The organism is Bradyrhizobium sp. 153, assembly GCF_023073835.1.
Lineage (GTDB): Bacteria > Pseudomonadota > Alphaproteobacteria > Rhizobiales > Xanthobacteraceae > Bradyrhizobium.
In genome coordinates, this window is record NZ_JADPKH010000005.1 from 1 (window position 1) to 25,458 (window position 25,458).

Sequence of the window (25,458 nt, forward strand, 5' to 3'; positions counted from 1 at the left end):
CTTTTGGGCCGTCAAAGCCCGAAAGTTTGCAATCCCCAAGACCTTCTCGCCCCGAAAACTGATTCTTGATCAACCGCTTGGAGGTTCTTCACGGACGACTATTTTGACCATGCGCTGGCCGCAGCGAGAACATCGCTGCGGCCTTCGTCTTTTCTAGACGACTTCACAGAGCGCTTGCCGCATGGGCTTGAAGGCATGATCTCCAAACATCGCGATCGGCCGCTCGCGGCGGGCGTCAGAAACATTGGCGAAGGTGAAGAACCCGAGCCACCCCGCGATGGAACGCGAGCTATGAAAGCAAAAGACCCCAGCCCGGGGCTGGACCGGCTGAGGCCTTGCGAGGAGCGCACTCAGCACGGCGCCTCATTGTCATCTCAGCGTCGCAAGACAACGCGTCTTAATTTAGAGGAGCAGGTGTCCTGCGACCGCACCCCCAAACTGATATCGCTTATAATTCGGACCTTGCCGCTTTCAACGCGGATTCGAGCGAACCGCCCGGTCGAGTTCCAGATTTCTCAAGTGGCAGACCACCCCAATTTGCGATTCAGAATTGAGGCATTCCCCGCCCCGCTGCGTGAGCCTGCGCCATGATGGATTGTTGGACAGTAGCCCACAAAAGGGCGGCCTCAGCGCTGGGCGTAGCTGAGGCCGCTAGGGTCTGCTCCGGAGCTCTTGGGGGCACCGGAGCAGAGACCCCAATTTGCGAAATTGCCACTTGTTCCCGACTCGTAAAAAGCTCCGAAATTCCTTATCTTTCGCCCATGCGGATGACTTACGAGCTCTGCCTGGCGACCGCTGGCAAGCAGGTCCCCTCAGGGCCGGACTGGTTCCACGAAGTAAAGCACGATGGCTACCGAATGCTGGTCATTCGGGAGGACAAGCGCGTTCGTCTACTCTCCCGCAACGGGACCGACTGGACCAAGCGCTATCCTTGGATTGCCGAGGCGGCGCTGAAGAACCGAGAGAAGCACTTCGTCGTCGATGGTGAAGCCATGATCCTCGGCATCGACGGCATCTCTGATTTCAATGCCCTGCACTCGCGCAAGCACAACCATGAAGTCCAGCTCTACGCTTTCGAAGTGCTGGCTGTAGGTGGCGACGACCTACGCGATTTGCCGCTGCATTTGCGGAAGACAAAACTGGAGCGGCTACTGGCGCGACGACCGGACGGCATCACCGGGGCGCCTTTCGAGCGTGGCGAGATCGGACCTGACTTGTACCGCGCCGCGTGCCGTATGGGCCTTGAGGGGCTAGTCTCCAAGCACCGCGATCGGCCCTACCGTGGCGGTCGGCAGAAGCACTGGATCAAGGTGAAGAACAAGCAGCATCCAGCTATCGACCGGGAGCTATGAGCCGCCTAGAGCCGTCCGCGAACTTTCGCTGTTCTTCTGACTGATCCTCTCCGCCGTCGGTGCGCCGTGGCAATCCTTCGTTGCTCAGCTTCGAGCACGCGGTTGCGAAGGACTTCGAGTTCGGAAAGTTCACAAATGAGTGCGTCGAGATACTGGCGCAGGACATCGGCGCGAGCATAGTTACGCATGGAACGCCCCTGAAATAATCACACATAAAAACAAGGCCGCTAACACGGTAGAATGTGACCAGTACAGCGTTTGCATTTTATGGCGTCAAGATGCTTCTATCGGTTGCCGCGGGCGACTTTTCGCTCAAATGAAAGCCCGCCAGCGCGAACCGGCACGTCGCGATTCATTTTGCGATATTTTGGACCAAAGCAGAGTTAGCTCAACGGCTTAGGCCGCGATTCCGCGACGCTCAACGCGGGGGCGTGCCCACGCAGAGGCGGCCTTTATCGTGTGTTATGGTGCGCACTTAGAAACTGGTCGACGTTGTGAGCGTTCAGAGAACTCCCATGGACGATTCCAAACGACAGCCCCGGCAAGATGTGAAGGCCGCCATTCTCAAGACTAGGGCGGAAGTCGAACTGCTGAAGTCCACCATTGACTGTCATTCGGCGCACTGTTTGACCCCGATCGGCGCCGAAGGTTGACCCCGGTCAACGTCGACCTATTCCTTGAACCGTCACCAGAATGTTCGTCACGCATGGGGTCAGTGTTGGAAGCCGATGGGGGTCAAAGTTCGGCGCTTATTTACACACCACGGCATCGAGCGCCTTGCGGATCTGCGCCGAGGTGGTTCGATCCCAGCTCGTGCCGACCTTGCCCATATAGACGAGATCCTTGCCTTCCCTCTTGCCCAGATACAGCGCGGCGACGCCGGAATCCTTGACGAAGCCGACCACCTGAAACTTGCCCTTCTGAACGACCTTGATCTTTTGCCAGGCTTCGACCCGGTCCGATCTGTATGGCGCATCCACGCGCTTGGAGACGATGCCCTCATAGTTCAGCTTGCTGGCAGCGACGAACAGCGCTTGGCCGAGGGCGCGAAGGTCAGCTACGAGATTGTCAGTGATCGCGGCAAGCAGTCAGCCGGCAATCTGCGGATTGGTTAGGTCTTCCGCGAGGGCTGGCGTGCCCTCGTGCTATGATCCGCCCGGCCCGGTCGATGAGCCGATCGTAATCTACAGTCCAAACTTTCCCGCCGGCTCTGAGCTCATGCCGATGGACTATGTAGCTGCTATGATACGCAATTTGCTGCTCGTGGCGGCTTGGACTGCACTCATCGCGATCATTTTTATGAGCTTGTCGCCTATCGGTCTCCGACCAGAGACTGGCCATGCGGGGCCCGAACGGTTTGTGGCCTACAGCGTGTTAGGCACACTCTTTATGAGCGCTTACCCTCGACACTTTACGGGGATCATGATCTTCGTCTTAACTGTCGCCGTTTCGCTCGAACTTGCGCAACACCTAACCCCCGATCGGCATGGCCACCTTGCCGACGTCTTGGAAAAGTTCGGCGGCGGAGTAGCAGGCTGTAGCCTCACTCGGCTTGTCCAGATCCTGCGACGCCCCTGATAAGAAGCGGACAGAAGCCCGTGAGGGGCTGGACGTAGTTCAATACCGATCGACTATGTAGCTGCTGCTTGGTGTGGCGGCTTGGACCTGCGGGGGGCTTTCACAACCGCCTTGGTGGCGCGCTGGGTGGTTTTTTGCTCATGATCAACGTCAAAGTAGCCGTAGGCTCGCCGGATGATCTTCGTTCACCGGTTTTAAGGCGAGGAAGTCTATTTTGGAGCATTGAGGTGGCTCAATACTCTCAAAGTTAGCTTAAGCCCTTTCAATGCCGCGAGATATCCGACGCAAAGAACTCGTTTCGCAAGTGTCGCTTGATGTTCTCGGGTTGACGCTCCCCCTGGGCAGCGAGCTTAAGCACGCGCTCGGCGACCTCTATGGCGGATCGCTGCCGCTGAAGGGTGAATGACGGGCTGGAGAGAACTTCGTCGAGAACGTCGCGAAGCATCTGTACGGTGGCTGCGTCGTAAGCCATGAGCCAAGTCCCAATATACTAAAAAAAGGTCCACGCCCGAATATGCGTCGGGAGCGCCTATTTTCCACCTGAGCACTGAAATCTCAGTTGGCAGTTATGATGCAACGCCTAGGCCACAGCCTTATGACGGCTCGATCGTTCTGCCTGTGGCGCGCGGCTAGTGGCTCAGCTTGAGCTTATTTCCCTTCCGCCTTCAGCCCGATCTCGCGAGGCGGCGGATGGCTTCGGGTCGGCCGGGAGGGTCTTCCTGCTGGCGACGCCAATCATCTAATATTTTCAGCGCGTCAGCCGTCATGCGGACGTTCACCGCCTCGCTGTCTATTGGCGGCCGCCCATCCTTTTCGGCTTTTTAGCAGAAAGAGCCGGATGAACACTTCGGGCAGGGTCCGTTGCTCGATTATCTGAGGAATCTGCGCGAGTCGATTGCCAGGTTCAAAGCCCCCTGACAACTGGCCTCCGGGATCGGGGACCGGCAGGGACAAGATTGCCAAAGCCCGGTCTAGTGGCCCGGGCATTTCTCCATGGGCGCCGACAACGCAAGCCGGTTCTGCATGCACTGGAGGCCCACGTTCGTGAGGATGGTGAGCGAATCGCCCAAACCGCCCGTAGAGCGGAGATCGACGCCGCCGCGTGATGAGAGGCGGGATTGCGACGGGAGCCCGCCGGTTCACGCTGCCGGGCATTCTTTTGAGTTGTGCACACTAGTGAACATTAAACGCAGTGATAATTCTGTCACGATATCTCGCGTACTTTAAATCGTTTTATTGGGTTGAGGGATAATGTTGAGTACCTTTGATCAAGTTGTTTTCCATCGCGCCATTTCACTGCAGAAGCGATTTGCGTTTCTCGAAGGTCAGATGGCCGAATTGGCCAACCTGCGGAATCGACTGGCGCACGCTGAGTTGCGGCGCTTTCGGTTGAGGGCGAGCCGGTCGGCTTTCAAGAAGGTGGCCCGACGCCGCACCTGTAGATAACCTTCCTGCTCAACCTACGAGGAATTGCCAGGCTCCCGCTTCTAAGCCCAAGCTATTGGAAAGCGTGGGTCGGGTGATTCATGGAGCGGAAGCCGTTTGAGAGCATGTCTCTCGAAGAGCTGTGGCAACTGCACACGATCGTCAATGATATTCTCGCCGAAAGACTCGTCGCGAAGAAAGCAGAGCTCGAACGACGACTGGAGCTGCTTAACCGGCAAGACAAGGCTCCCCATTAAGCTGCCTCGGTGGTCGACCGGTTCACGCTGGCAGGCCCTTTGCTGCCGACCATGACGTAGAAGCCCATCACTGCGACGACAAGGAAGGCTCTATCCTGTCCATGGATTTCGCGTCCCTCGCGAACGTCTGAACGGCCGCCTCATACTGGTGGCGCTCAAAGACGAATTCCATGAAGGCGCCGGCGTTGCCCGTGACGTCTTCAACGATTTTGCCATTGCCTTGCTGCTCCTCGCTGAGGATGTCCTGAAGTGGTCGGTGCATGTTCCGAACATTATGAGCGTATCGGTTCCTCACTCTGGCGACGCCTTCGATAAATCGGACCTGATCCGGTCGGAGCAAGCCCAACCCTTTCGCTAGTGCCACTTTGCCAGTACGTCCTTCCACCGGGGGGCTTACCTCTCATCGGCTGTTACACGGGAACAGGATTGCTCCCGTGGAACTCATCGAGGCATTCGGGCAGTAACGTAATTGCCCAGGATCCGCTGCCTGGTCATCAATGCCGCCGCAGAACAACGAGAGTAATCGTAAGCGGGTCTGGGCCTAACCTGGAGCGCTACGCTCCTGCTTTTCTAGCTTTAGGAAGTTAGGGATGACGGCTTCATCCGGTTGGCAGTGCTCACCGCGCCTCAGATCGCTCGTCAACATCCTTGCAATTCGCAGAATTCGATCTGCTCCGCTGCTTGTCTCCGGCCGGTGCGCCACATTTATCCGAGTCATTTGCAAGCTTTTAAGGCTCTCGTTGATACGCTTTTCGTTATCCACGTCCAAATGGGCCGTGCCCTCGTCCAGAAACAGAATGCTAGGCTGTCGATAAAGCGCCCGCGCGAGCATTAGTCGTTGTTTTTGTCCACCTGATAATGAGCTACCCATGTCTCCGATTAGACTGTTGTAGGTCATCGCCATCGCCATGATTTCTTCGTGTATACCCGCCAGCTGCGCGCATTGAATCATCCGCTCTTCGTCGAAAGTGGCGTCAAAAAAGCAAATATTATCGGCAATAGAGCCTGAGAGTAGTTGATCCTCCTGCATCACTGCGGCGACGTGCTCACGATAGGCTCTTCCACCAATCGTCGAGAGAGGAACATTGTCGATCAGCACTTCCCCGCCTGTCGGTTCCAGCAACCCGAGCATGACCTTGACTAGGGTCGTCTTGCCTCCGCCTGAAGGACCCATAATCGTGATAAATTCCCCTGGTTCAATGATAAAGCTGATGTCTTCAAGTACAAAAGGATCCGTTTCAGCATATCGAAAAGAGACCTTTCGCAATTCGATCCGGCCCTGAACGCGCGGGGTATAGGCCAACGGCCGATCATGGCCCCGCTCAAGGGGGTTTAGGGCAATATCAGCCAAGCGCTCCAGATGCAGTTCGATAATTCGGAAATCAAGAACCTTTTCGACGAACTGAACGGCCTTCTCGATAAACTGCTGTTTATAGCTAATGAAGGCGAAGATCATGCCGATCGTCAAGTGATTGCCTAGAGCCAGTTGGACGGCGAGGTAAATGCTGAGAATGTTCTCAAGTCCAAACAGCGTGTCGTTGATACCTGTGAAAGTTATTCTGATGTGACCCAGCCGAACATTGGCGCTTACTACATCCGCATAACGGTTAAGCCACTGGGTCTCGCGGTCTGTCTCACGATTGAAAATCTTCAGGCTTTGGATCGCGCGCAGGGTCTCGATGAACGTCGAGTTTTCATGAGCCTTGGCTTCTATCACGGCTAAGTTGCGCTCTCGCAGCACGCGATAGAGACTTAGACGCACTGCCGCATAACTTGCAAATGTAACAAGAACGACGACCGCGAGTTGAGTGCTATAGACAAAAATCATTGCCAGCGTTGCAACCGCCATTACGCCATCAATGGCGGCAGTTATCACGCCTTCTGCGAGTGCCGTGCGAATTGGCTCAATGGACGTGAAACGCGAGAGGACATCGCCGATGTGCCGCTTTTCGAAATAGGCGATCGGTAATCTGATCAGGTGGTGAAACAGACGAGCGCCGATTTGGAAGTGCAACGCGTTCTGGACAACTAGAATGATCGAGGAGCGGATAATAGTGGAAACAACTTTGATGGCAGTTAGGAGAGCAAATCCAAGAGCCAGGACCGTCATCAGATCGGCATCGCCCCTGGCGCTGACCTCATCGACACTGAGCTGAAGGTAGAAAGGGCTTGCAATCACAAATGCTTCAAGAACTATTGAAAGCACCAAAACCTGAGCCAGTGCATGTGCGTTACCGCGCAGCTGGCTCCAGAAGGTTGAAAATGGAAGGCACGCTCGCTCGTCTTTAGGAAGAAATGCCTCGGTTGGGGATAGCTCAAGAGCAACGCCGGTCAGATGCTTGGAGGCTTCGACAGTCGGAAAGAACCTCTCTCCCAAAGCCGGGTCATGCACCACAATACCTCGCCTCGTGGTCGACTTCAGGACTACGAAATGGTTCATGTCCCAGTGCACGATCGCGGGCAGGTGCAGGTCCCTGATCTTATCAAGCTCATAGCGCAGAGGACGACTAGCTAGTTGCATCTGGCAGGCCACCTGAATTACGGCTCTTAGCGTCACACCCTTTAGCGAGACGGGATAGCGTCGCCGCAACGTGTTCAGATCAATTTGGTGGCCATGATATGAACTTATCATAGCAATGCACGCGAGACCGCATTCCGCTGCTTCTGTTTGTCGGATTACCGGTAGGTGATGCCTACGGTTTAGTACATGCACCATGATTGCATCCTGAGATTGACATTCTGACGCTGAGCAATGGATCGAGCAACCATCTGATCAGAGATCGTCTTTCAAGAATGATGTCTGCTTTCAAAAGCATGTCGGCCTGAAGCCGTATACGCTTGCCATACGCGTCAATGTCTGGGCGATCGAGTCTCGCCGTGACCCTGTAGGCAGGCTCCTTGAGCTCAATGGGTGCGGAGGTCTCAGCGCGCGTCAACATCGTCTGTGAGACTTCACTTACGCGGCCGCGATATGTACCGAACTGCTGATAGGGGAACGGCTCGTATAGTATTCTGACGTCCTGCCCCGGCTGAACAAAGCCTATGGCCTTGGCCGGAACAAACAGGTTTGCTTGCAGCTCACTGTGGTCAGGGACGATCTGCATTTGCGGTCTTTGCGGATCTGCGAATTGACCAACAGTCGCTTGCAGAATTGAGATGCGTCCCGCCGCTGGCGCTCGCACCTCGTACGCCCGGCGTCCACTAATTTCGGCTATGCGCTGTTCTGTCGTGGCAAGTGCGCTGCGCAGGTTCTGGATCTTTCCTTCCGTGATAGTCGGCAGCTGTTCGAGGGAAGAACGGGCTTCGGTAAGCTCATTCTGCCGAGCGGCTGCCTGCTGCTTCAAGGAGTCGAGCTTCTGCTTCTGCTCGAGCGCGGCGATTTCCCGCTTTTTATATTCCACGTCTGAGACTATCCCTCTGGCCGCCAGGCTCGTTACAGACGAAACGAGTTCGCTGGACAACCGAATTTGTTCGCGCTGGTTCTCTATCTGAGCGTCGAACCGCGATACTTCAGTTTCGAGACTTGCAATTTTGGCTGATAGGCGCGCTTCCTCGGAGTTAATGCGGTCCTGTTCCGCACAGATTTGATTTCTTAGTGATACTTGCTCCGCCCCGAGTGTGCCGAGCATCACATCGTTCACGTCCTGCCCATTTGCCGCAATCTGAGTAGTTTCGATGGTTAAAAGCCTCTGCCCTCTTTTGACCTCCTGACCCTCTTTGACATGGACCTCTTTGATTGTTCCCGACTTGGAGGCGAAAATCTTCGCCGTGCCGGCGACCGGCGTCAGGTAGCCCGCCACGGTCTCCTTTCGAGCATATTGTCCGAGAAATAGGAATGCGGCCGTAAGTGCGACTACCGCCGCAATCAGCCAGCTTATAACCTTCGTCGATCTCGTCTGGAGCAACGCGACCCGGCCCCACTGCCGATGGTCGTGTTGGAACTCAACTGCTTCCTGGCGAAATAACAGAAGCTGCGATGACACGGCTCCAGAACCCAATTGCTATGTACCTCGGGACACGTCTCCGTCCATCAGAGGCTATGTTGGTGAACTGAAACCCACTACCTACTGGGCTTGCCGATCGACATAGCGTCAATGATGGTCCTGTTATTCGTTATTACGTCGAGTTGGCTCCCGCCAGTTTGGGTGATGGTTCGATCTGACGATCTCACAACGATCGCGATGTGGATGCTCTGACCCGCAGAGACCATGTCAATGTCGCGCTCGTCCAACTCATAAAGCGCGCGCTTATAAGCCATTGGGATTCTCCTGTTGAAGAGCCCGCTCCTCCGCAAGTTCGATCGGGACGAGCGGGCAATCACTTACCCGACTTGAATACCAGTATTGTTGTTGTTGGACTGGTAGATCAAGACGTCCTTGCTCTTGTTCACCACAGCAACGTTTTTCTGGAAGGCCCAAATGTCTCCCGTTCTGAAGCCGCCCCCGCCACACACTGCATCCAGTTCCTTGTCGGCCAACTCACGCATTCCATTGTTGCTAGTCATGGTCATTGCAGCCTCCTGTTTCAGTCGGTCTGACGCAATAGATTGCCCGTGTCGGCAGTCTTCTTGCGACACAAAATTGTACGTAGATTTCAGTGTTGCGCAACGCTGCATGAGGCGTACGACATTTGAATCGTCCAATGGGCAATATCGTCGTGTACGACCGTTGCCCCGAGAACGGCGATACGACCTTTGACTTAAAACCATTTTCCTTCTGTTGCGATGCGCGTTCGGATGATGACCCTCCGAGCAATTGGACGCTGGCCGCCGCGCTGCGCCGCATCGTGCGATCGATGGCTCCGATGCGCATCGACCTGAACGCGCCCGCCGTTCGCTGGCCTCATACCTGATCTGGCTCCCCTGATACGTGATCTGAGGGCGCGTCTCGCCTCGCGGCCGCGTTCACCATTCTATTGATGGGAGCTTCATGTCTGATGGGGCTTCATATCCCATCCCCCTCTGAGGTGATGGACTCTACCCATTTTGAAGGGGATTGCGGGACTCGGGCCAACTGAGTTATCTGAATTACAAATCGCAATGTAAGTGTGTGGGGCGCAGACGCATGAGTTGCGGAATGTCTATCCCTCACGGGAAACCGCTAGTTGCGATTATAGACTCAAAAAGCCTGCGACGCGCGAGCTTGATAAGCTTCTTTCAGCATTGGGCAAACTCGGAAGATCTGAGGTTGACATCTTTCGATGTCGATCAGGCCTGCGAAGCACTTCACGCACAAACAGACATTCGGATGCTGATTGTCAACGTGGGCGGCGACTCCGTCGCTGAGCCGGGAAACTTGCAAACATTTATGATGCTGCGTGGGCAATCAGGTGATGTACCCTTAATCATTATCTCGGATAGAGATGATCCTCAAGAGATCGCTGCCGCAGTCGCCGCTGAGATAACAGGCTTTGTCCCTACCGGTATAGACGCCAATCTCGCATGCGAGGCATTATCATTTATCCTACATGGTGGTTCGTATTATCCACAAGCCGCTATTCGTCAGCTTCAGCGGCAATCAGCGCAAAACCAATCACAGGAAGAGAGACCGCGATCACACTACTGCAGCGCTGGCTCCGCACTGAAATCCGATCAGAATGGGCGCAGGAGGAAAAGCAAGCTGACGGGACGAGAAGGAGAGGTGCTTGAGCGTGTCCGCCTCGGAGACTCTAACAAGATGATCGCGCGGGAGCTCGGGATGACGGAAGCAACTGTGAAGGTATACGTAGGCCAATTGATGAGGAAATTTGGTGCAGCAAACAGGACGCAATTGGCTCTCGTTGGAAATCAGGGTATCGCGCTTGATTGTACTGGGTTGGCTGAAGTCCCGGTCGCAGAGGACTGTGCTAACGCGGCTGACGTCGAAGAACGGAGTGTCGAACCAATGTTGTGTTTTGATAACATCCTGACGAGGTAGACGAAACGAGCTGATCGACGAACGACAGGCTGTAGTCGATATCGCATTCGAGCGGCTTCCTCGCTGTATGGCCGCAACGCTTGAGGGACGCCGAGAAGAGCGGCCAACATGGTCTAAGTGGGCGCAACAAGGTACCTATTGCGCATTCCAGCGAAGCAAGGCCTTTCGTTCGCAGAAGCGGAGCTCCCGTTGGGGCGGCGCAACGACTAGGCACCTTCTGTAACCTGGTGTCGCATTGCCGACGATCGTTTCGCCGTTAGGACTTTTGAGCGGATCGCTCGCGATCTCCGGATGATGTGTGTGATGGAGTAGGTCCTGCCCTGAGCCATCCCGAACCATGAGCACATCACCTTCAATCGCCAACGGATGCATCCCGGCTCAACGGTCTATCGTGCACGACCCTAACCCAAAAGGATAGACAAGGGTCGGCCATCCGAGGAACAGAAAAGGTGCTGCCCCTCCTCCATGCGAGGAATGGCGGCGCAAAGCTGCGAAGAGTATCGTTGGGCATCGCAGTTGGGGCGGTTCGCCATGCGGAAGTTGATTAGGTATGCTCCGGAAAAAGAGCAGAATGATCTTCTTAAAGACGCAAACGCTTGCGCAGCATCGCGTGACTCCGCCGAGTCACATATTCTTCTTGCACAACCGCCGGCGCGCCAGGTTTTCCCTCATGGGCGAGCGGTGGTCCTCATTGCTGTAAGCGTCCTGGCGGCCACATCAGGGGCGGAAACGCGCGCGTCTTCGGAGTCCCCGCAGGTACAAGGGCCCGCCTCCGCCGGTTCGCGATCGTCCAATGTCGGCAACGCTTCGACCCGGCTTATGCAAGCGGCGGCAAACAATCCAATCTCGCGACAGGCGCCGGAAGAACACCACGGAGCAGAGCTCCTGCCGCCTGAGTTGGTCACCGCAAAGGACTCTTATCTCTCCAGTCGGGCCAGCAGCGAAAAAGTAATGCATATTTCGCAAGCGGCCGTCGGCGATATAGGACAATCTCCGGAACGCCGCTCGGCGGAGAGACGGTCCTGCGAACTCACCGTTGGAACGCGCGCTCTTGGATTGCTGCAGCCTCTCGAGCCGAAGCATCAGCGGGCTGATTCGCTGGACCAGGAGTTCACCGGAAATCTGCGCGAAAGTGAGGCCCAAACAGCACTAGCAGCCAAGAGAGAAGAGAGCGCGGCGCCACCGCACGTCACGGACAGTGGCGCGGCCGAGTTGCGAAAGTTGCTGCAGCAGGAACGCGAACGAGCGTCGCAGCTCGAACAGGATTTGGCATCGGCCAAGCGCGATGTCGAGACGCAAGCGGCCTTGGCAACTAAGGCAAACGAGGAAACCAGCCGATTAAGGCACGCTGCAGAGAGTGATGCGACGCAGGTGAAGCGATCGCTACAGCAGGAGCATGACAAAGCGGAGGCGCTGGCAAAAGAGCTTTCAACCGCGCGCACGCGGACATACGCATACGAGGCGCAGGCCCGTAAAACCGATGAGCAACTGCAAGACCTCAAGAAGAGGGTATCGGACAGTGGCGCAGCCGGGTTGCGAGCATCCCTGCAGCAGGAACGCGAACGAGCCTCGCGGCTCGAACAGGATCTGGCATCGGCCAAGCTCGCCCTCGAGACGCAAACGGCGTTGGTAACTAAGGCTCAGGACGAAACCAGCCGACTGAAGCATGCAGAGAGTGACGCGGCGCAGTTGAAGCAATCGCTCCAGCAGGAGCATGACAAGGCGGAGGCGCTGGCGAAGGAGCTTTCAACCGCGCGCACCCAGACATATGCCTACGAGGCGCAGGCACGTAAAACCGATGAGCAATTGGAGGACCTCAAGAAGAGGGCAGCGGACAATGGCGCAGCCGAGTTGCGAACATCCCTGCAGCAGGAACGCGAACGAGCCTCGTGGCTCGAACAGGAGCTGACATCGGCCAAGCGCGACGTCGAGACGCAAACGGCCTTGGTAACTAAGGCTCAGGACGAAACCAGCCGACTGAAGCATGCAGAGAGTGACGCGGCGCAGTTGAAGCAATCGCTCCAGCAGGAGCATGACAAGGCGGAGGCGCTGGCGAAGGAGCTTTCAACAGCGCGCACCCAGACATATGCCTACGAGGCGCAGGCACGTAAAATCGATGAGCAATTGGAAGACCTCAAGAAGAGGGCAGCGGACAATGGCGCAGCCGAGTTGCGAGCATCCCTGCAGCAGGAACGCGAACGAGCCTCGCGGCTCGAACAGGAGCTGGCATCGGCCAAGCGCGACGTCGAGACGCAAACGGCCTTGCTAACTAAGGCACAGGACGAAACCAGCCGACTGAAGCAGGCTGCAGAGAGTGATGCGACGCAGTTGAAGCGATCGCTACAGCAGGAGCATGACAAGGCGGAGGCGCTGGCGAAAGAGTTCCAGGCGGCGCACGCCGCGAGAGATGAATACGACTCCCGAGCTCGCAATGAGAGCGGGCAAGTTGAGCAGCTAAAGAAAGTGGCGGAAACGGAGACTACGGAGCCGCACAAGTCGCTGCAACAAGAACAAGCAAGCGTGAAGCAAGTCGATCCTGCGTCCGAGCGCAGGAACAACCACGCGCTTACAGCCGCAGTGGTCGCCAGCGCGCGGCCGATTCCAAGCGCTAGTAATGAGCTTGAGGCTGACAGGGCAAAACCCCTCGAAGCAGACCAGATCAAGTCAGCACGTGTCGGAAACGAGCGGCCCCACAGCGCCGATGAGGGCGCGGCCGCGGGAAGATTGGTCGCACGCGCGAGGATGTTGCTTGAGCAGGGCGATATAGGCGCCGCTCGGATTGTGCTTGAGCGCGCGGCTGAAATAGGAAACGCACAGGCAGCCTTCGCACTAGCGGAGACCTACGACCCCCACGTTCTTCCCAAATGGTCAACAGTTGGCACCCTTGGGGACGTGTCAAAGGCGCGAGAGCTTTACGCAAGGGCGGAGGCGGTCGGCAACACGCAAGCGAAACAGCGATTGGAAGCGCTTCGGTAGAGGAGCTGCGGCGCTGGTCATTCTCTCACGAAAAGGAGTACCACATGCTAAAGTTCTTTCGACCACAATTATTGCTCGCTGCTCTCGCTCCTTTGTTCCTGCTGCAGCCCTCCGGCCTGGATGCGCGAACGAAAGGTGCCAAGATGGACACTGCTGCGTCAGCGCAGACACCCACTCGTCCGGAACCGAGAGTGACGATGAATGCCTGGACCGTCGGCCTTGCCGGAGGCCTCCTCGAGGGCGCGCCTATCCGTCTTGCTGCAGAGATCGCTCGTGTTGCTGACGACGGCGACAATCTTCATGTATTGCCTATCGTGACGCGAGGAGCCGCCGAAAACGTCAACTCACTGCTCTATTTGCATGGCATCGATGCGGCCATCATCAATGCCGACGTGCTCGACGAGTACAAGAGGCAAGTGCCGGACATTCAGCATCGCCTCGCCTACGTGCTGAATCTCTTTCCCTCCGAACTGCATATTTTCGTTCGGCCGGAGATTCACAGTCTGACAGACCTGGTCGGGAAGAAGGTAAATTTCAACAATCAAGGTACTGCCGCAGCCTATTCTGGGCCGCTGATCTTCAGCCGTCTCGGACTTGACGTGCAACAGACCTTCATTCCGCATCAGGTCGCGTTGGAACAAATGCGCAAGGGTGATATTGTTGCGGTCGTGTTCATCACGTCCAAGCCGGTCGAGCCCTTCGTGCGTGGACGCTGGGACCCTGGATTCAAGTTCCTGCCGGTACCGTACGAAAGCAGGCTGGAAGATTACTATCTTCCTGCATCTCTCGAAGCATCCGATTATCCCGGCCTTATTAAAGAAGGCGAACACGTCGACACGATCGCCGTGCCGACTGCGTTGGTCGCCTACAATTGGCGAAATAACACGTATCGCTATGAGCGTGTCGCTCGCTTTGTCGATCATCTGTTCTCCCGCGTCGACAGACTGCAGGAGCCCGGATTTGATCGAAAATGGAAATCGATCAATCTAGGTGCGACGGTGCCCGGGCTTACCCGCTTTCCAGCGGCGCAGGTGTGGCTGGATAACCATTCTCGCGCTACGCAGGCATCGAAATGAATCGCGCGATCTTTACCGCGGCTTCCGCGCTCGCTTTCGTTACAGGAGTGGCACCCGCGCAGAGCGCCGAGAATCCGCTGGCGCAACTTCGTACCTGTAGTCTGATGCAGCGCGAGGAGCGGGTGGAATGTCTGGACAAGCTCGCGCGAAGCATCGGGCCGCCGGCCGGGCCCACAGTGGCGGTAAGCGAGTGGGTCGTCAGTCAGACGATTTCGCCTGTGGATTACACGCCCATCGCCACCGCGACGACCTCGTCGCGCGAGGTCGCAGGCGGCTCACCGCTGCAGCTGACCATGCGTTGCCGGGGTGAACGGAGCGAACTCGCTGTCTCCGGCCCCGCGATCTCCGGGCGGGCTGAGGATTACGTCGTCTCCTACAGCACCAAGGGTGGCCAGCCCGTCCAAATCGCTGCGGCCACTCCTGCATTCGGGACCGGTATTGCGTTCAAGGCCGATCCGAGGGCCTTATTTCAGTCGCTCCCAAACGATGGCGAACTGGTCGTGTACATTGCTTCCCGCCTGGGGGCCTCTCAACATGGAACGTTCTCCTTGGTCGGACTTGAGGCGGTGCGCACCAAGATTGCCACGGCATGCAAATGGCCTGCCGCCATCGCAAAGCCGAACAGCTAATATTGGCACAAGGAAAGCTAATGGGAGGTGGTTATGTTACCGCAAATTGCGCTAAATGGAACAACAAGCCTGGCGATGCTTCTTGTGGCGGTATCTTTGTCTACGGCGCAGGAAGCTGCGCGACCTGGCGACCGGGCGCCGGAGCCCCTTCTGCGAAAACAAAAAGCGGTGGTTGCGACGAAAAATGACGTGCGCCGCTTATCGAGCTCAGAGAATCGATCGACGGCTAAGAACAAAGAACATCGCCTCATCTTGCAGGTGAATAGTAACGATGCGGCGGCGATGAATCTGACCCTGAACAACGCTACAAACGTTGTGCAACATTATAAAGACATGGGCGAGAAGGTTAAGATCGAAGTGATCACCTTCGGGCCCGGCTTGCACATGCTCCGCACCGATACCTCGCCGGTGAAGGACCGAATTGAAACGATGTCGTTGAGCACGCCGGATGTGATGTTCAAAGCGTGCGGCAACACGCGGGAGAACATGCGCAAGCATGAGAACAAGGAGATACAGCTCATTCCACAGGCTCAAGTCGTCAACTCCGGCGTGGTACGCATTATGGAGCGGGAGGAGCAGGGCTGGACTTACGTCAAGCCCTGACCGTGTTACCGCCAAGGCTTCGCGAGCCCAGCTGCGTAGATACATAAAATTCACGGCCGCAGGATCAGATTATGGTCCAGCGACGTATAAAATCGGCGCGCGTGCTGCCGAGACCCGGCGAACCGGGTGGCAAGTTTGTTCGGAGCTGCTTAGGGATGCTCTCGCGGCGCTGAGTCAGTGTTAGCGCTCGCTCGCAACTCCGTCGCGATGGCCTCACGCATACGTCAGGGGTAGCAGTCTCCGATATGTCGCTCGGATGACCCCGTAGCACTCGCAACTCGCATTCTCGAGCCCCGAACGATCCAGCACTCGGATCCTCCCGTAGGACGTCTCGATGAGCCCATCGTTTTGAAGCTTCTTGAGAGCCAACGACACGGTCGGTCGTACCGTACCAAGCATTTCTCCCAAGAATTCGTGCGTGAGATGGACAACGTCACCCTCAGTTCGGTCAAGGCCCATAAGGATCCAGCGCGCGCATCGCGAGAGCACATCATGGGCTGCATTACACGCAACTTGCTGCAGAACGTGTGCGGCGAAGGCCTGTTGAAAGCGACCGACGAGCATATGGATTCCTTCGCTTTCGGAAACCGCCTTCTTCATCCGATTGAGTTTGACCACGGAACAACGTCCCGGAATCTGCACAATCGACCGCGTCAGAGCAATGCCATCGCCATGAATCGCAAACGACCCAACGATCCCTTCACAACCGATTGTACCCGTTTCAATCGTCCCGCCCTCTTTCAGGTGGGTCAAAAGCGATACAAGCGCTGTATGAGGAAAGTAAATCCGGTCCACCCGACTATGCCAGTCGAACAGGACATCACCGCGCGAGAACTCGGCTTCCTCCGGTTTGAGAAGCTCAATCTCGGCTGGCGACATGGCGGCAAGCACTCTATTCTTAGCCAGCTGCCTTATCATCGTAAGTCTATCCTTGGAAAACGAATATCAGTATTGGCATTCGCCGCCGAAAGATCCGATGGCAAATACCTCGGCCGGTCGGCTTGCACAAGCTTTGAGCAGCGAGCGCATCCGTGCAAGTACATCCTTTGGACTACTCCATAACGATCAGCGATCCTAACATCGTTCAAGAAGTCGATTGGGCCGCGTAAGAGCGTCCTGCCGTAGAGAGCTAATTGATTGTGAACTGCACGCCCGCCCAATCCTCGTATTTCGAACAGGTGCGCCCGGGAGCTTGCCGCCGATTTCGGTTCCACTTTGGTTCAGCGCGAAATAAAGTGGTAAAGTGTATTGAGCAATACAGACTCTCACATGGTTTCTATGCGACTGCCTCTGCAATAGCGGCTGCATATACAGAGCGCGTGCTCGGCCTACTATGTAGTCGCGCTACGTCACATGAGCGCAGTGCTGCGGGCCTAAGCTGCGGCGATTTCCCGTTTCATCGGTATCTTGCCGGTAATGGCGCTTGTCTATCGTAGGCAAAGGAGCCTCCGATTCGCGAGATGCAGGTTCAGCCAGCCCGCCTGGAATATAAATATACCAATAACTGCCACCGACCGGCATCCTGTCGTTTGCGACATTTGAATTGCCTGCAGGAGATCAATTATGAGCAGGAGATCTATCAGGAGGAAACGCTCTCTAACGACCATAGTCATTGGAGGAAACAGCTTACGAAAAGACGCTCTTACTGAATTCCTACGCTCTGCGGATTTTGGCACTGTGAGTTCAGTGACATGTGCTGATCGATTGTACGTAAGGAAATTCGAACAGGGCCAAAAGTTGTTTGTCCTTGTACATACCGGCGACGATTTCCAGATTGTCCGCGAGCAAATCGAGCCTCTCAGACGCGGTCACCCAGATGGGCGCGTAGTTGTGGTTGCCGATCGATACCGGCCAGATGAAGTGGCTGCAACATTTCAGTCCGGTGCTAATGGGTATTTCGTTGACGTCATGAGCCGTGACGTATTCACCAGATCGATCGAACTCGTGATCATGGGCGAAACAGTGTTTCCTCCGGCATTCCTGCCCTTATCCCTCGATCTCAAGGGCGGACACAATGATCGCGCAACCGCGCGCAAGGACCTGACAGTCACGCCAGATGAACGCAGTGCACAACAGCTTTCTCCGCGGCAAAAATCGATTTTGCGCTGCGTCATCGAAGGCGATTCGAATAAATGCATCGCACGGAAGATCGACATCGCGGAATCGACGGTTAAGGTTCATGTAAAGGCGATCCTTCGCAAAATCGGCGTGCACAATCGGACGCAAGCCGCCATTTGGGGCATTAGCAACGAGCTTAGCGAAAACGCCAACTCACCGCCCGTCGCGCCAAACTTGCTGGTCCCGCACTCTGTCCAAGCAAGGGCCGCAGTCAAACGAAGCGACGCATCTCTGATAGCAAACAGCAGCTTGGACGCGAGAGCTGTAGAAGGGGCCGCTCAACTTCACGGCCGTTCGCTTCTCAAAGCACGGTTATAAGCTTCGGAGGCACATCGAGAATGCCTTCTTGAAGGACTTCCACGGCGAGGGGCAGTGACATTTGCGGTGAAGGCGATGAACTTGCTCGCTCGTTGCGAACAGGTTTGCGAAGATCGACGCGGGGTGCGCCACCGCCGAGGCCACACGATGCAGGGGAATTACATCCTCAAGCGTGTCAATCGGCTTGCAAATTTGGCGCCTCGTATTGCCGCATCCGCGAATGTTACCCTAATGGCACCATTGCCGATGACGGTCGGATGTCGATTGATCGGCCGCGCCAGATGGTTTCCCGGCTTGCTCGACGAGAGGGGCTGTAGGCGGGCCGGGCCCTACATAGCCCGAGCCGTCCACAACCCCGGGCAATGGGGCAGCGGTCATGGCGTCGCCGAGCGGGCCTTGGGCGACAAACCGTTCGGCAGCCGTCCGTCTGAGCACCCTCAGCAGATGTTGCACAATCGAATGCTGTCTCTTTCCGAACTCCTCGGGGTATTTCTCGCTCAGCCGGCCGACAATTGCGAGCGCCGTGAGCTGCGGCTGCTCTGCGAGCCAGGCTTCGATCGCAGCAAGATGCGGGTCGAGCTTGGACGGCATGCGACCTCTGGTCTTATAGGGCCGACGAGTTCGCCAGTGCGTTCCACGCGGCTCGCCGACCGTCACCGTCTTGCCGAGCGGCTTCGCGAACGTCGCCGCGGTCGCTGTCAGGGCGCTAGTGTGAGCGGGTTGCAGGCCGCGCGCCTGTCCGGCACGATGATCGACGCGATTGCTAGCTCCTCTTGGGTTGCGCGAATCTCCGCCAACAGTGCGACCAGATCAAGCGAGCGATACTGATCGCGGAGCCGTTTCTTCACGGCTGCGGTCACCCTGGGATGCGCCAATGCACGGTCGTAGGGCGTCGATGGGAGATGATACCGCTTGATCACTTTAGCCCCTTCGCTACGCTTCTCCTTCAGCTTGAACGACGGCTGGAAGAAGTTGACATAGAGCCCGTGCCGCCGCATAGAGGCGGCCCATCATACGCGCCGTCTCGACGCCATCGAACCGGCCATAGCCCATGAGGCGGCGGACGACCGCACCATTCTTCTGCTCGACAAACGTCGTCTCGGCTCTTGAACCGCCAGCTATCGTTGCCGGTCTCGACAATGTCGCAGTGATAGGTCAATCGGTCGAGCAGCGCGGTGGTCATCTTGGCATCGCCGAACACACTCGGCCATTCGCCGAAGGCGAGATTGGTGGTCACGATGACGGAGGCGCGCTCATAGAGCCGGCTGACGAGCTGGAAGAGAAGCTGGCCCCCGGACTGAGAGAAGGGCAAATAACCGAGTTCATCCAGCACGATGAAGTCGATCCGGGCCAGATGCTCGGCGGAGCCGTCCTTGCCTTCCGTTGCGGGTTTCGCTCTCAACGCGATTGACGAGATCGACGACGTTGTAGAAGCGGCCTCGGGCACCAGATCGGATGCAGCTTCTGGCGATGGCGATGGCCAGGTGGGTTTTACCGGAGCCGGTGCCGCCGACCAGAACGACGTTGCGCTGCCGTGCGATGAAGCCGCCGCCGGCGAGATCATTGACGAGCGTCTGGTTGATCGGCGTGCCGTCGAACTGGAAGTCGGCGATCTCCTTGGCTACCCTCGCGATCAAAACTACGGTGTTTACTTGGCGTTCGCGCCGGGGCGGTCGTGCGGATTCCCTGCGAAGACGTCTACCTTGTGGTCACCTTCATTCTTGCCGCTTCCCTGGGCCGGCGGTGCGCCACCGTGGACAAAATCCAACTCGGTTTCGGCGATCTCTCTCAAATCGTCCATCTTTTTCAACGGAGTATCCATGACATTCTCCTTGGATCTGTATTGGACGAATTCTTGATCGGCGTTCGATCCCGCCGACTACTGGAGTCCCGGGGGCAGGTCTTTATTTTGGCCCGGAGGGGCATTACCATTCCCTGAAGTAGTGGTGATCTGCGATGCACCGTGGGGCTGCCCGCCCGGGTTCGCAGTTGTTAATTTTCCACCACAGACCTGCTCTAGTTCTTTCTCACTGAGTTCTCTCCGCGTGCGTCTGTCTTGCATGATGTTCTCCTTGCTTTGCTTGGAAGCGAACTGCTCTCGCGCGTTCAGCCCCGCAATACTCTCGCCAGAAACAGGCGCCTGCAATTCAGCGTTGGCTTTATGTCTTTCGATTTACGTCGTTCGGTAATCGGGACTCTAGCCCCACCAACGTGCGTTATAGCCTGCACTCGGGATGGGAACGCCGCAATCCGAACGCGCGCGCTCGCGCCATGAAACAAGAGGAGAAGTCGGGCAATCAGGCCACAGATTTAACAGCCGTAAGTAAGTAGCCAAGTCCCATTCCTTGATTATGACGTCCGCTTTTGATGCTGTGGACGGCTCCTCCACGGGCACGAGAGTGCCAAGGATTGGGCGCCGTTTGAGGCTCCTACGATTCGGAGGAGCAGCCTATGCAGTCAATTTCGACGATCGGTCTGGATATCTCGAAGTCGGTCTTCAAGTGCATGGCGTCGATGCAGCCGGCCAGGTGGTGATCCGGCGCCAACTCAGGCGCCGGATCATGCTGTCGTTTTTTGAGAAGTTGCCGCCATGCCTGGTGGGGATCGAGGCTTGCGCGTCATCCCACTATTGGTCCCGCGAACTGCAGGCGTTGGGGCATACGGTGCGGTTGATGCCTCCGGCCTATGTGAGGCCCTACGTCAAGCGGCAGAAGAACGACACCACGGACGCAGAGGCCATTTGCGAGGCGGTCACGAGACCCAACATGCGGTTCGTGCCGACCAAGACGGTCGAGCAACAGAGCTGTCTGATGCTTCATCGCGCGCGCCGTCTCTTTATCCGCCAGCAGACTGCCGTCATCAATTCAATCCGGCCTATCTTGCCGAGTTCGGGATTGTCGCCCCGGTCGGTCGCCGAGGTGTCGAGCAACTGCTGGAAGTCGTCGCCGATACAGCTGACCGCCGGCTCCCGGAGGTGGCCCGCGCGTGTCTTGAGGCTCTCGGCAGTCAGTTGCGGGCACTGAAGGCCAAACTCCTGGAGTTCGACAGACGCATCATCGCCTGGCACAGATCAAGCGCGACGAGCAAACGGCTGGACGCGATTCCTGGTGTCGGTCCGGCGCTGGCAACGGCGCTGGTCGCGAGCGTTGCTGATGCCAAGGCCTTCCGATCAGGTCGGGACTTCTCGGCCTGGGTTGGACTCGTGCTGAAGCAGAACTCGAGCGGAGGCAAGCACAAGCTTGGCAGTATCAGCAAGCAGGGCGATCGCTATTTGCGCAGCCTGTTCACGGCAGGCGCACTCGCCGTGATACGCTATGCCAACATCCATGGAACGGGGCATCGACCCTGGCTCTCCGCATTGCTGGCCCGGCGAGCAACCAAGGTCGCCGCCATCGCGCTCGCCAACAAACTCGCCAGGATAGCCTGGGCGATAATGGCGAGGAACGAACGCTACAAGGAACCCGCCGCTCTCATGGCGTAAAACGAGATCACGCCGGACATGCCGGTGTGACTTAACGGTTGGAAGGGCGAACAGCACTTAAATGCAGCGCCGGTCGATCCGGCGATCAGGACAACCCACACGGGCCACGGCATCGTTGAAATGCGTGCTTTTGATCGGGACCTGATCCGCGGAGGGCAGTATGGCCAGCGGTCACGTGAACCGCGCAAACAGGCCGAACACATGGCCGCACCGACCAACGCCGCAAAGTGAAGATTCTCCTTGCCAACCCGAAGCCGTCCACACATGGCGCCGGAGGCGAAGATCCCGATGGGAATCAGCGAGTCAGCTATTCCTCAAACCCCAGATCGTCGTCGGCTCAATCCAATATGACTTCCGCGCTTGAGAAAGAGCTTGAGCGTGGGGAACGAGGCGCATCACACAAGGTACGTGCCGGCCATGACACGGAAGGTCGGGCAAATACCTCGAAAGAGGTATTATTCGGCTGATGAGCCCACGTTAGAGTGTCGGACCACGTATGGGCGTCCAAATTTTGACCTTGCCTGATCGAGGGTGGAATCACACAGGCGCGAGCGCAGATCGAGGCAACGATAAGCGTCATGAAATATCGGGGAGGCGCGACGTGCAGGCTCGATTGGTCTAAGGCAGCTTGGCCGACCTAAAGGCACATGCGACGCGACAGGGCTAGGCGGAGACCCTACGATGAAAATAGGATCAAGAGGCATCTTCATTGCCATTGTCGAGGACCGCCAGAAAGCTTGTAGATCGCATCGCAAGCTTCTGCCTGTGCGAATGGCGATCGTTGTTTTCTTGCTATTGGCCTGCGTGTTTCATCAGGCTATGCCATCGATCGCGCGAACGAGTGAGCCTGAAGCTGAACCACAGATACAGCCCTATCCAATGCAGGCCATGCCTCGCCTGGCACAAGCCAAGCGCTCCCCTAACTCAAATACGGTTGGGATCGTGACGGGTCGCCCAAACGCGACCGACTTTGCAATCGCTCATGAGATCTCGACGGTTCTCGCGACCGGACAGGAGACTGGTCCGAGAGGGGAGGTCGCACTGCGGATTCTGCCGATGGTCGGCAAGGGCGGCATTCAGAACGTTCGTGACGTGCTAACCCTACCGGGCGCCGACATGGGCATTACGCCCACAATTCTGCTCGAGCGCCTGCGCGCCAGCAAGGAGTTGGGTGATATCTCGAAGAGCTTGGTCTACATCGCCCCCCTCTTCCACGAAGAACTCCACATCCTTGCGCGCCCAGAGATCCGCACTGTTGCTGACCTCGCTGGAACACGCGTCAACCTTGGGGAGGAGGATGGCGGTACGGAAGTCTTGGCGCGGGACATCCTCAGTCGACTGGGCGTGAAAGTGACAGAAATTAATGTTGATCAGAATGCAGCTGCGGAAGGCATGCGGAGCGGCGACATTGCGGCCACCTTGTTCATCACGGGCAAACCCGCCCGTTGGCTCGAACGATACGGGCGCGAGGACGGCTTCCATCTCGTTCCGGTGCCATACACTTCATCCTTGGAAGGGGATTATCTGCCGGGGACTTTCACCCACCAGGATTATCCGAACCTGATCGCTTCTGACGGGCGCATCGAGACGCTTGCGGTTGGTTCGGTCCTCATTGCTTCCAACTCGCCTCGGACAAGCGAGCGATACCAACGCTTGGAGACGTTCGTTTACGCGTTCTTCTCGCGCATTTCGGAGTTTGAGGGTCCAGCGCGGCACCCGAAATGGAAACAGATCAATCTTGCGGCGGTGTGGCCCGGGTGGAGCCGCTTCGCTCCCGCGGAACGCTGGCTGAAGCAGCACCACTTGGCAACACCCGATGCCGACTCGCGGGCGGAGTTTGAGCGGTATTTGGATCAGTCGGGCATTGTTCCTTCCGCCACCGAGCGCGAACGCTTGTTTCAGGGTTTCCTGCGCTGGTGGCGGGAGCGGAGAGGCCGCTGACCGATCTCATATCCGTTACAGGGTGGCCTTCGAGCAGCAATGGTAGGGGCATAACAATGATGAAGTGTGTATGTGCCATAGGCTTTCTGGCCCTGGCCATCCTCGCCGTGCCTCTGGCGGCGAACGCGCAGACAGCACGCAAAACCGAGACGCTCACGCCCAGTCCGCCGAATCGATTGGCGGTGCACATAAGCGACCGTGCTTTCGACCTTAGGGGCAGATTGAGCAGCACGATCTACATGCACAGGCGCAAGCCTAAACGAGTGGCGGTGCACATCAGCGACAGACGGAAGAGCGAGCGCATAGGATATAAGCAGGTGAGCTCGCTCGTAGATTTTCCGCCCTTCTTCCCCGGTATCGGCGCGCTTTACGTTCAGCCCAACACGCTCCCGAACGGACCATACCGTGCTTTCGACCGCAACGGCAGATTGAGCAGCACGATCTACATGCTCCCTATCGAGGACCTTGAGAATCGAAAACGATTCGATCTTGAAGGCCTCGCCGGAAAGGGGGACCACGTAACCGCCTACTTCAATTCCGGTCATCCTGGACTCGATAAGCCCCATTATCACATCCACATTTGGCACGTGAGCAAGAAGGGGGAAGAGCAGGTTAAATAGCGAGTAGCAGGATCTTAGGCATTGAAAGGATCGTGTGTGTCCGCAGACATTTGGTGAAGCAACTTCGGACTCCGCAGACGCCGAGATGGTGCAGGCGAAGTGTTGGACAAAAACATCCTGCCGCAGATTCCCGTCAAGCGCCTCGCGAACCGGAGGAGATCGCGCGCAGGGGTTTTCCTCGCCACCGACGAGGCTGGTTTCATCATCATGTGGCGCCCTCTCGTGGCTCCTGAGTTGAGGATCCTCGCGGACCAATGCTGATGTCGGGCATCGCCTTTGGCGCAAGGACCGGTCGGTCACTGCAGCGCTGTGGCACGCGATGCCCGCGCCCGACTTGCTTCACATCGACGACGCGCCCGGTCCGGACGATGGGTGCCTTGTAGTCCGGGAATACGCCTAGCATCGGCGCTAAATTACCGCCGTGTTGATTGATCACGCGAAACAGCGCGCTGATGGCGGCTTGGTTGGTGGTGATCGAATATAGATTGCAGATGGTTCCACCTAACCCGATTTGCAACTCGACCTAACGTTCTTCAGTTGGATGCACCCACTTGTAAGGCGTGATTTGCCGCGCCTCGATCAACTTGATCATGCGCGCGGGCGGCGCGTATCGCGGTGTGCGGCACGATCGGCACTTCAGCGAGGCTTCCAGCTTCCAGAGCGGCGTATCTTTAGGCCGGCGGATGGCGTCGAGAGGCAGGCTCGCGCGCGTCCTTGCAGCGGACGCACTCGACCTCCAGCCAACCAAGGCCGCCGTTGAGGCACTGACCGACCGTTGGGGAGGGCTGGGCAGGTCCGCCGTAGCCCTCCATGCGCACAGACCAGGCTGCTCCCTCCGCACGATCTGCCTCACGTTCGGCCTCCTGGGCACGCTTGCGGGCACCCTGCGCATGGATCTTCGCGCCCATGATCCGGCCGCCCCAGTTGAGTTCGCGCGACTTGGTGCCCATGCGACATAGATTCCGGCGAACGGGCTGGGAGGCAAGCCGCTAGGCCTAGCGGCGTCCCCTGGCATGACGCCAAAAGGTTGGTCAACGACCAAAGAGCCGGCCTGAGAAATATTTTTGAAATACCGAAATTTTTCGGTTGATCCGTCGGGCAAAACAGTGGTTCATAAGGCGCTGGTTCAGTAACGAGGGTCAGCGCATATGGCCGATGAAATCGAGACA

General features: G+C 57.2%; 20 protein-coding genes and 4 pseudogenes. 14 read left to right on the forward strand and 10 right to left on the reverse strand.

Features of this window, described 5'->3' with window-relative positions:
• Positions 1-761 precede the first annotated feature (761 nt).
• The gene (locus IVA91_RS00485) at positions 762-1,352 is read left to right on the forward strand and encodes an RNA ligase family protein (RefSeq protein WP_247458261.1); all 591 of its coding nucleotides are present in this window, start codon (positions 762-764) and stop codon (positions 1,350-1,352) included.
• A 515-nt stretch (positions 1,353-1,867) separates the two neighbouring features.
• The gene (locus tag IVA91_RS00490) at positions 1,868-2,005 is read left to right on the forward strand and encodes a hypothetical protein (RefSeq protein ID WP_247276766.1); all 138 of its coding nucleotides are present in this window, start codon (positions 1,868-1,870) and stop codon (positions 2,003-2,005) included.
• Positions 2,006-2,101: 96 nt separating this feature from the next.
• Here IVA91_RS00490 and IVA91_RS00495 read toward each other — a convergent pair whose 3' ends face one another.
• Positions 2,102-2,332 carry a hypothetical protein gene (locus IVA91_RS00495; protein ID WP_247418946.1) on the reverse strand — a complete coding sequence of 77 codons (231 nt, stop codon included), beginning with the start codon at positions 2,330-2,332 and terminating at the stop codon, positions 2,102-2,104.
• 860 nt (positions 2,333-3,192) lie between these two features.
• Positions 3,193-3,402 (reverse strand): hypothetical protein, encoded by a 210-nt coding sequence (locus IVA91_RS00500; RefSeq protein ID WP_247418944.1) that lies wholly within the window; start codon positions 3,400-3,402, stop codon positions 3,193-3,195.
• Positions 3,403-4,760: 1,358 nt separating this feature from the next.
• Between IVA91_RS00500 and IVA91_RS00505 the strand changes: the two genes are divergently transcribed.
• Entirely contained in the window at positions 4,761-4,970 is a 210-nt protein-coding gene (locus IVA91_RS00505) for a hypothetical protein (protein WP_247418943.1), read from the forward strand.
• 183 nt (positions 4,971-5,153) lie between these two features.
• Here IVA91_RS00505 and IVA91_RS00510 read toward each other — a convergent pair whose 3' ends face one another.
• The 3 genes from IVA91_RS00510 to IVA91_RS00520 all read right to left on the reverse strand — a co-directional run bounded on the left by IVA91_RS00510 (position 5,154) and on the right by IVA91_RS00520 (position 9,122).
• Complete coding sequence (locus IVA91_RS00510; protein WP_247278615.1) at positions 5,154-7,328, reverse strand: peptidase domain-containing ABC transporter; 2,175 nt, start codon at positions 7,326-7,328, stop codon at positions 5,154-5,156.
• Positions 7,306-8,412, reverse strand: a complete 1,107-nt coding sequence (locus IVA91_RS00515) for an HlyD family efflux transporter periplasmic adaptor subunit (RefSeq protein WP_247278616.1) — start codon at positions 8,410-8,412, stop codon at positions 7,306-7,308. Before IVA91_RS00515 ends, IVA91_RS00510 begins: the two co-directional genes overlap by 23 nt.
• A gap of 521 nt (positions 8,413-8,933) precedes the next feature.
• On the reverse strand, positions 8,934-9,122 hold the full coding sequence (locus IVA91_RS00520; protein WP_247278617.1) for a hypothetical protein: 189 nt from the start codon (positions 9,120-9,122) through the stop codon (positions 8,934-8,936).
• Between the two features lie 131 nt (positions 9,123-9,253).
• Here IVA91_RS00520 and IVA91_RS00525 point away from each other — a divergent pair, with 131 nt between their 5' ends.
• From IVA91_RS00525 to IVA91_RS00560, 8 genes are all read left to right on the forward strand, one after another.
• Positions 9,254-9,463: a hypothetical protein gene (locus IVA91_RS00525; protein WP_247278618.1), complete on the forward strand. Its 210-nt coding sequence runs from the start codon at positions 9,254-9,256 to the stop codon at positions 9,461-9,463.
• Positions 9,464-9,798: 335 nt separating this feature from the next.
• Positions 9,799-10,527: a response regulator transcription factor gene (locus tag IVA91_RS00530; RefSeq protein WP_247278619.1), complete on the forward strand. Its 729-nt coding sequence runs from the start codon at positions 9,799-9,801 to the stop codon at positions 10,525-10,527.
• A 531-nt stretch (positions 10,528-11,058) separates the two neighbouring features.
• A complete protein-coding gene (locus IVA91_RS00535; protein WP_247278620.1) occupies positions 11,059-13,503 on the forward strand; it encodes a hypothetical protein in 2,445 nt (814 codons plus the stop codon).
• A 44-nt stretch (positions 13,504-13,547) separates the two neighbouring features.
• Complete coding sequence (locus IVA91_RS00540) at positions 13,548-14,579, forward strand: TAXI family TRAP transporter solute-binding subunit (protein ID WP_247418940.1); 1,032 nt, start codon at positions 13,548-13,550, stop codon at positions 14,577-14,579.
• Positions 14,576-15,208: a hypothetical protein gene (locus IVA91_RS00545; protein ID WP_247278622.1), complete on the forward strand. Its 633-nt coding sequence runs from the start codon at positions 14,576-14,578 to the stop codon at positions 15,206-15,208. Before IVA91_RS00540 ends, IVA91_RS00545 begins: the two co-directional genes overlap by 4 nt.
• Positions 15,209-15,241: 33 nt before the next feature.
• Positions 15,242-15,811 (forward strand): hypothetical protein, encoded by a 570-nt coding sequence (locus IVA91_RS00550; protein ID WP_247278623.1) that lies wholly within the window; start codon positions 15,242-15,244, stop codon positions 15,809-15,811.
• A 423-nt stretch (positions 15,812-16,234) separates the two neighbouring features.
• Positions 16,235-16,873, forward strand: a complete 639-nt coding sequence (locus tag IVA91_RS00555) for a hypothetical protein (RefSeq protein WP_247418939.1) — start codon at positions 16,235-16,237, stop codon at positions 16,871-16,873.
• A gap of 675 nt (positions 16,874-17,548) precedes the next feature.
• Complete coding sequence (locus IVA91_RS00560; RefSeq protein WP_247418938.1) at positions 17,549-18,247, forward strand: response regulator transcription factor; 699 nt, start codon at positions 17,549-17,551, stop codon at positions 18,245-18,247.
• 228 nt (positions 18,248-18,475) lie between these two features.
• Here the strand turns inward: IVA91_RS00560 and IVA91_RS00565 are convergent, their stop codons facing one another.
• The 3 genes and pseudogenes from IVA91_RS00565 to IVA91_RS00575 all read right to left on the reverse strand — a co-directional run bounded on the left by IVA91_RS00565 (position 18,476) and on the right by IVA91_RS00575 (position 20,069).
• Positions 18,476-18,838 carry a hypothetical protein gene (locus tag IVA91_RS00565; RefSeq protein WP_247418937.1) on the reverse strand — a complete coding sequence of 121 codons (363 nt, stop codon included), beginning with the start codon at positions 18,836-18,838 and terminating at the stop codon, positions 18,476-18,478.
• Positions 18,839-19,193: 355 nt separating this feature from the next.
• Positions 19,194-19,872, reverse strand: a pseudogene (gene istB / locus IVA91_RS00570) (IS21-like element helper ATPase IstB); the annotation flags it as partial.
• Positions 19,873-19,895: 23 nt separating this feature from the next.
• Complete coding sequence (locus tag IVA91_RS00575; protein ID WP_247278627.1) at positions 19,896-20,069, reverse strand: hypothetical protein; 174 nt, start codon at positions 20,067-20,069, stop codon at positions 19,896-19,898.
• Between the two features lie 629 nt (positions 20,070-20,698).
• Here IVA91_RS00575 and IVA91_RS00580 point away from each other — a divergent pair.
• From IVA91_RS00580 to IVA91_RS00590, 3 genes and pseudogenes are all read left to right on the forward strand, one after another.
• A pseudogene (locus tag IVA91_RS00580) lies at positions 20,699-21,728 on the forward strand (IS110 family transposase).
• A 681-nt stretch (positions 21,729-22,409) separates the two neighbouring features.
• A complete protein-coding gene (locus IVA91_RS00585; RefSeq protein WP_247278628.1) occupies positions 22,410-23,669 on the forward strand; it encodes a TAXI family TRAP transporter solute-binding subunit in 1,260 nt (419 codons plus the stop codon).
• Between the two features lie 56 nt (positions 23,670-23,725).
• Positions 23,726-24,289, forward strand: coding sequence for a hypothetical protein (locus IVA91_RS00590; RefSeq protein WP_247333814.1), 564 nt, complete (start codon positions 23,726-23,728; stop codon positions 24,287-24,289).
• A gap of 355 nt (positions 24,290-24,644) precedes the next feature.
• Here the strand turns inward: IVA91_RS00590 and IVA91_RS37030 are convergent.
• Positions 24,645-24,782 (reverse strand): annotated as a pseudogene (locus IVA91_RS37030) (SOS response-associated peptidase); the annotation flags it as partial.
• Between the two features lie 30 nt (positions 24,783-24,812).
• Positions 24,813-25,239: pseudogene (locus IVA91_RS00600) on the reverse strand (hypothetical protein).
• Positions 25,240-25,458 lie beyond the last annotated feature (219 nt).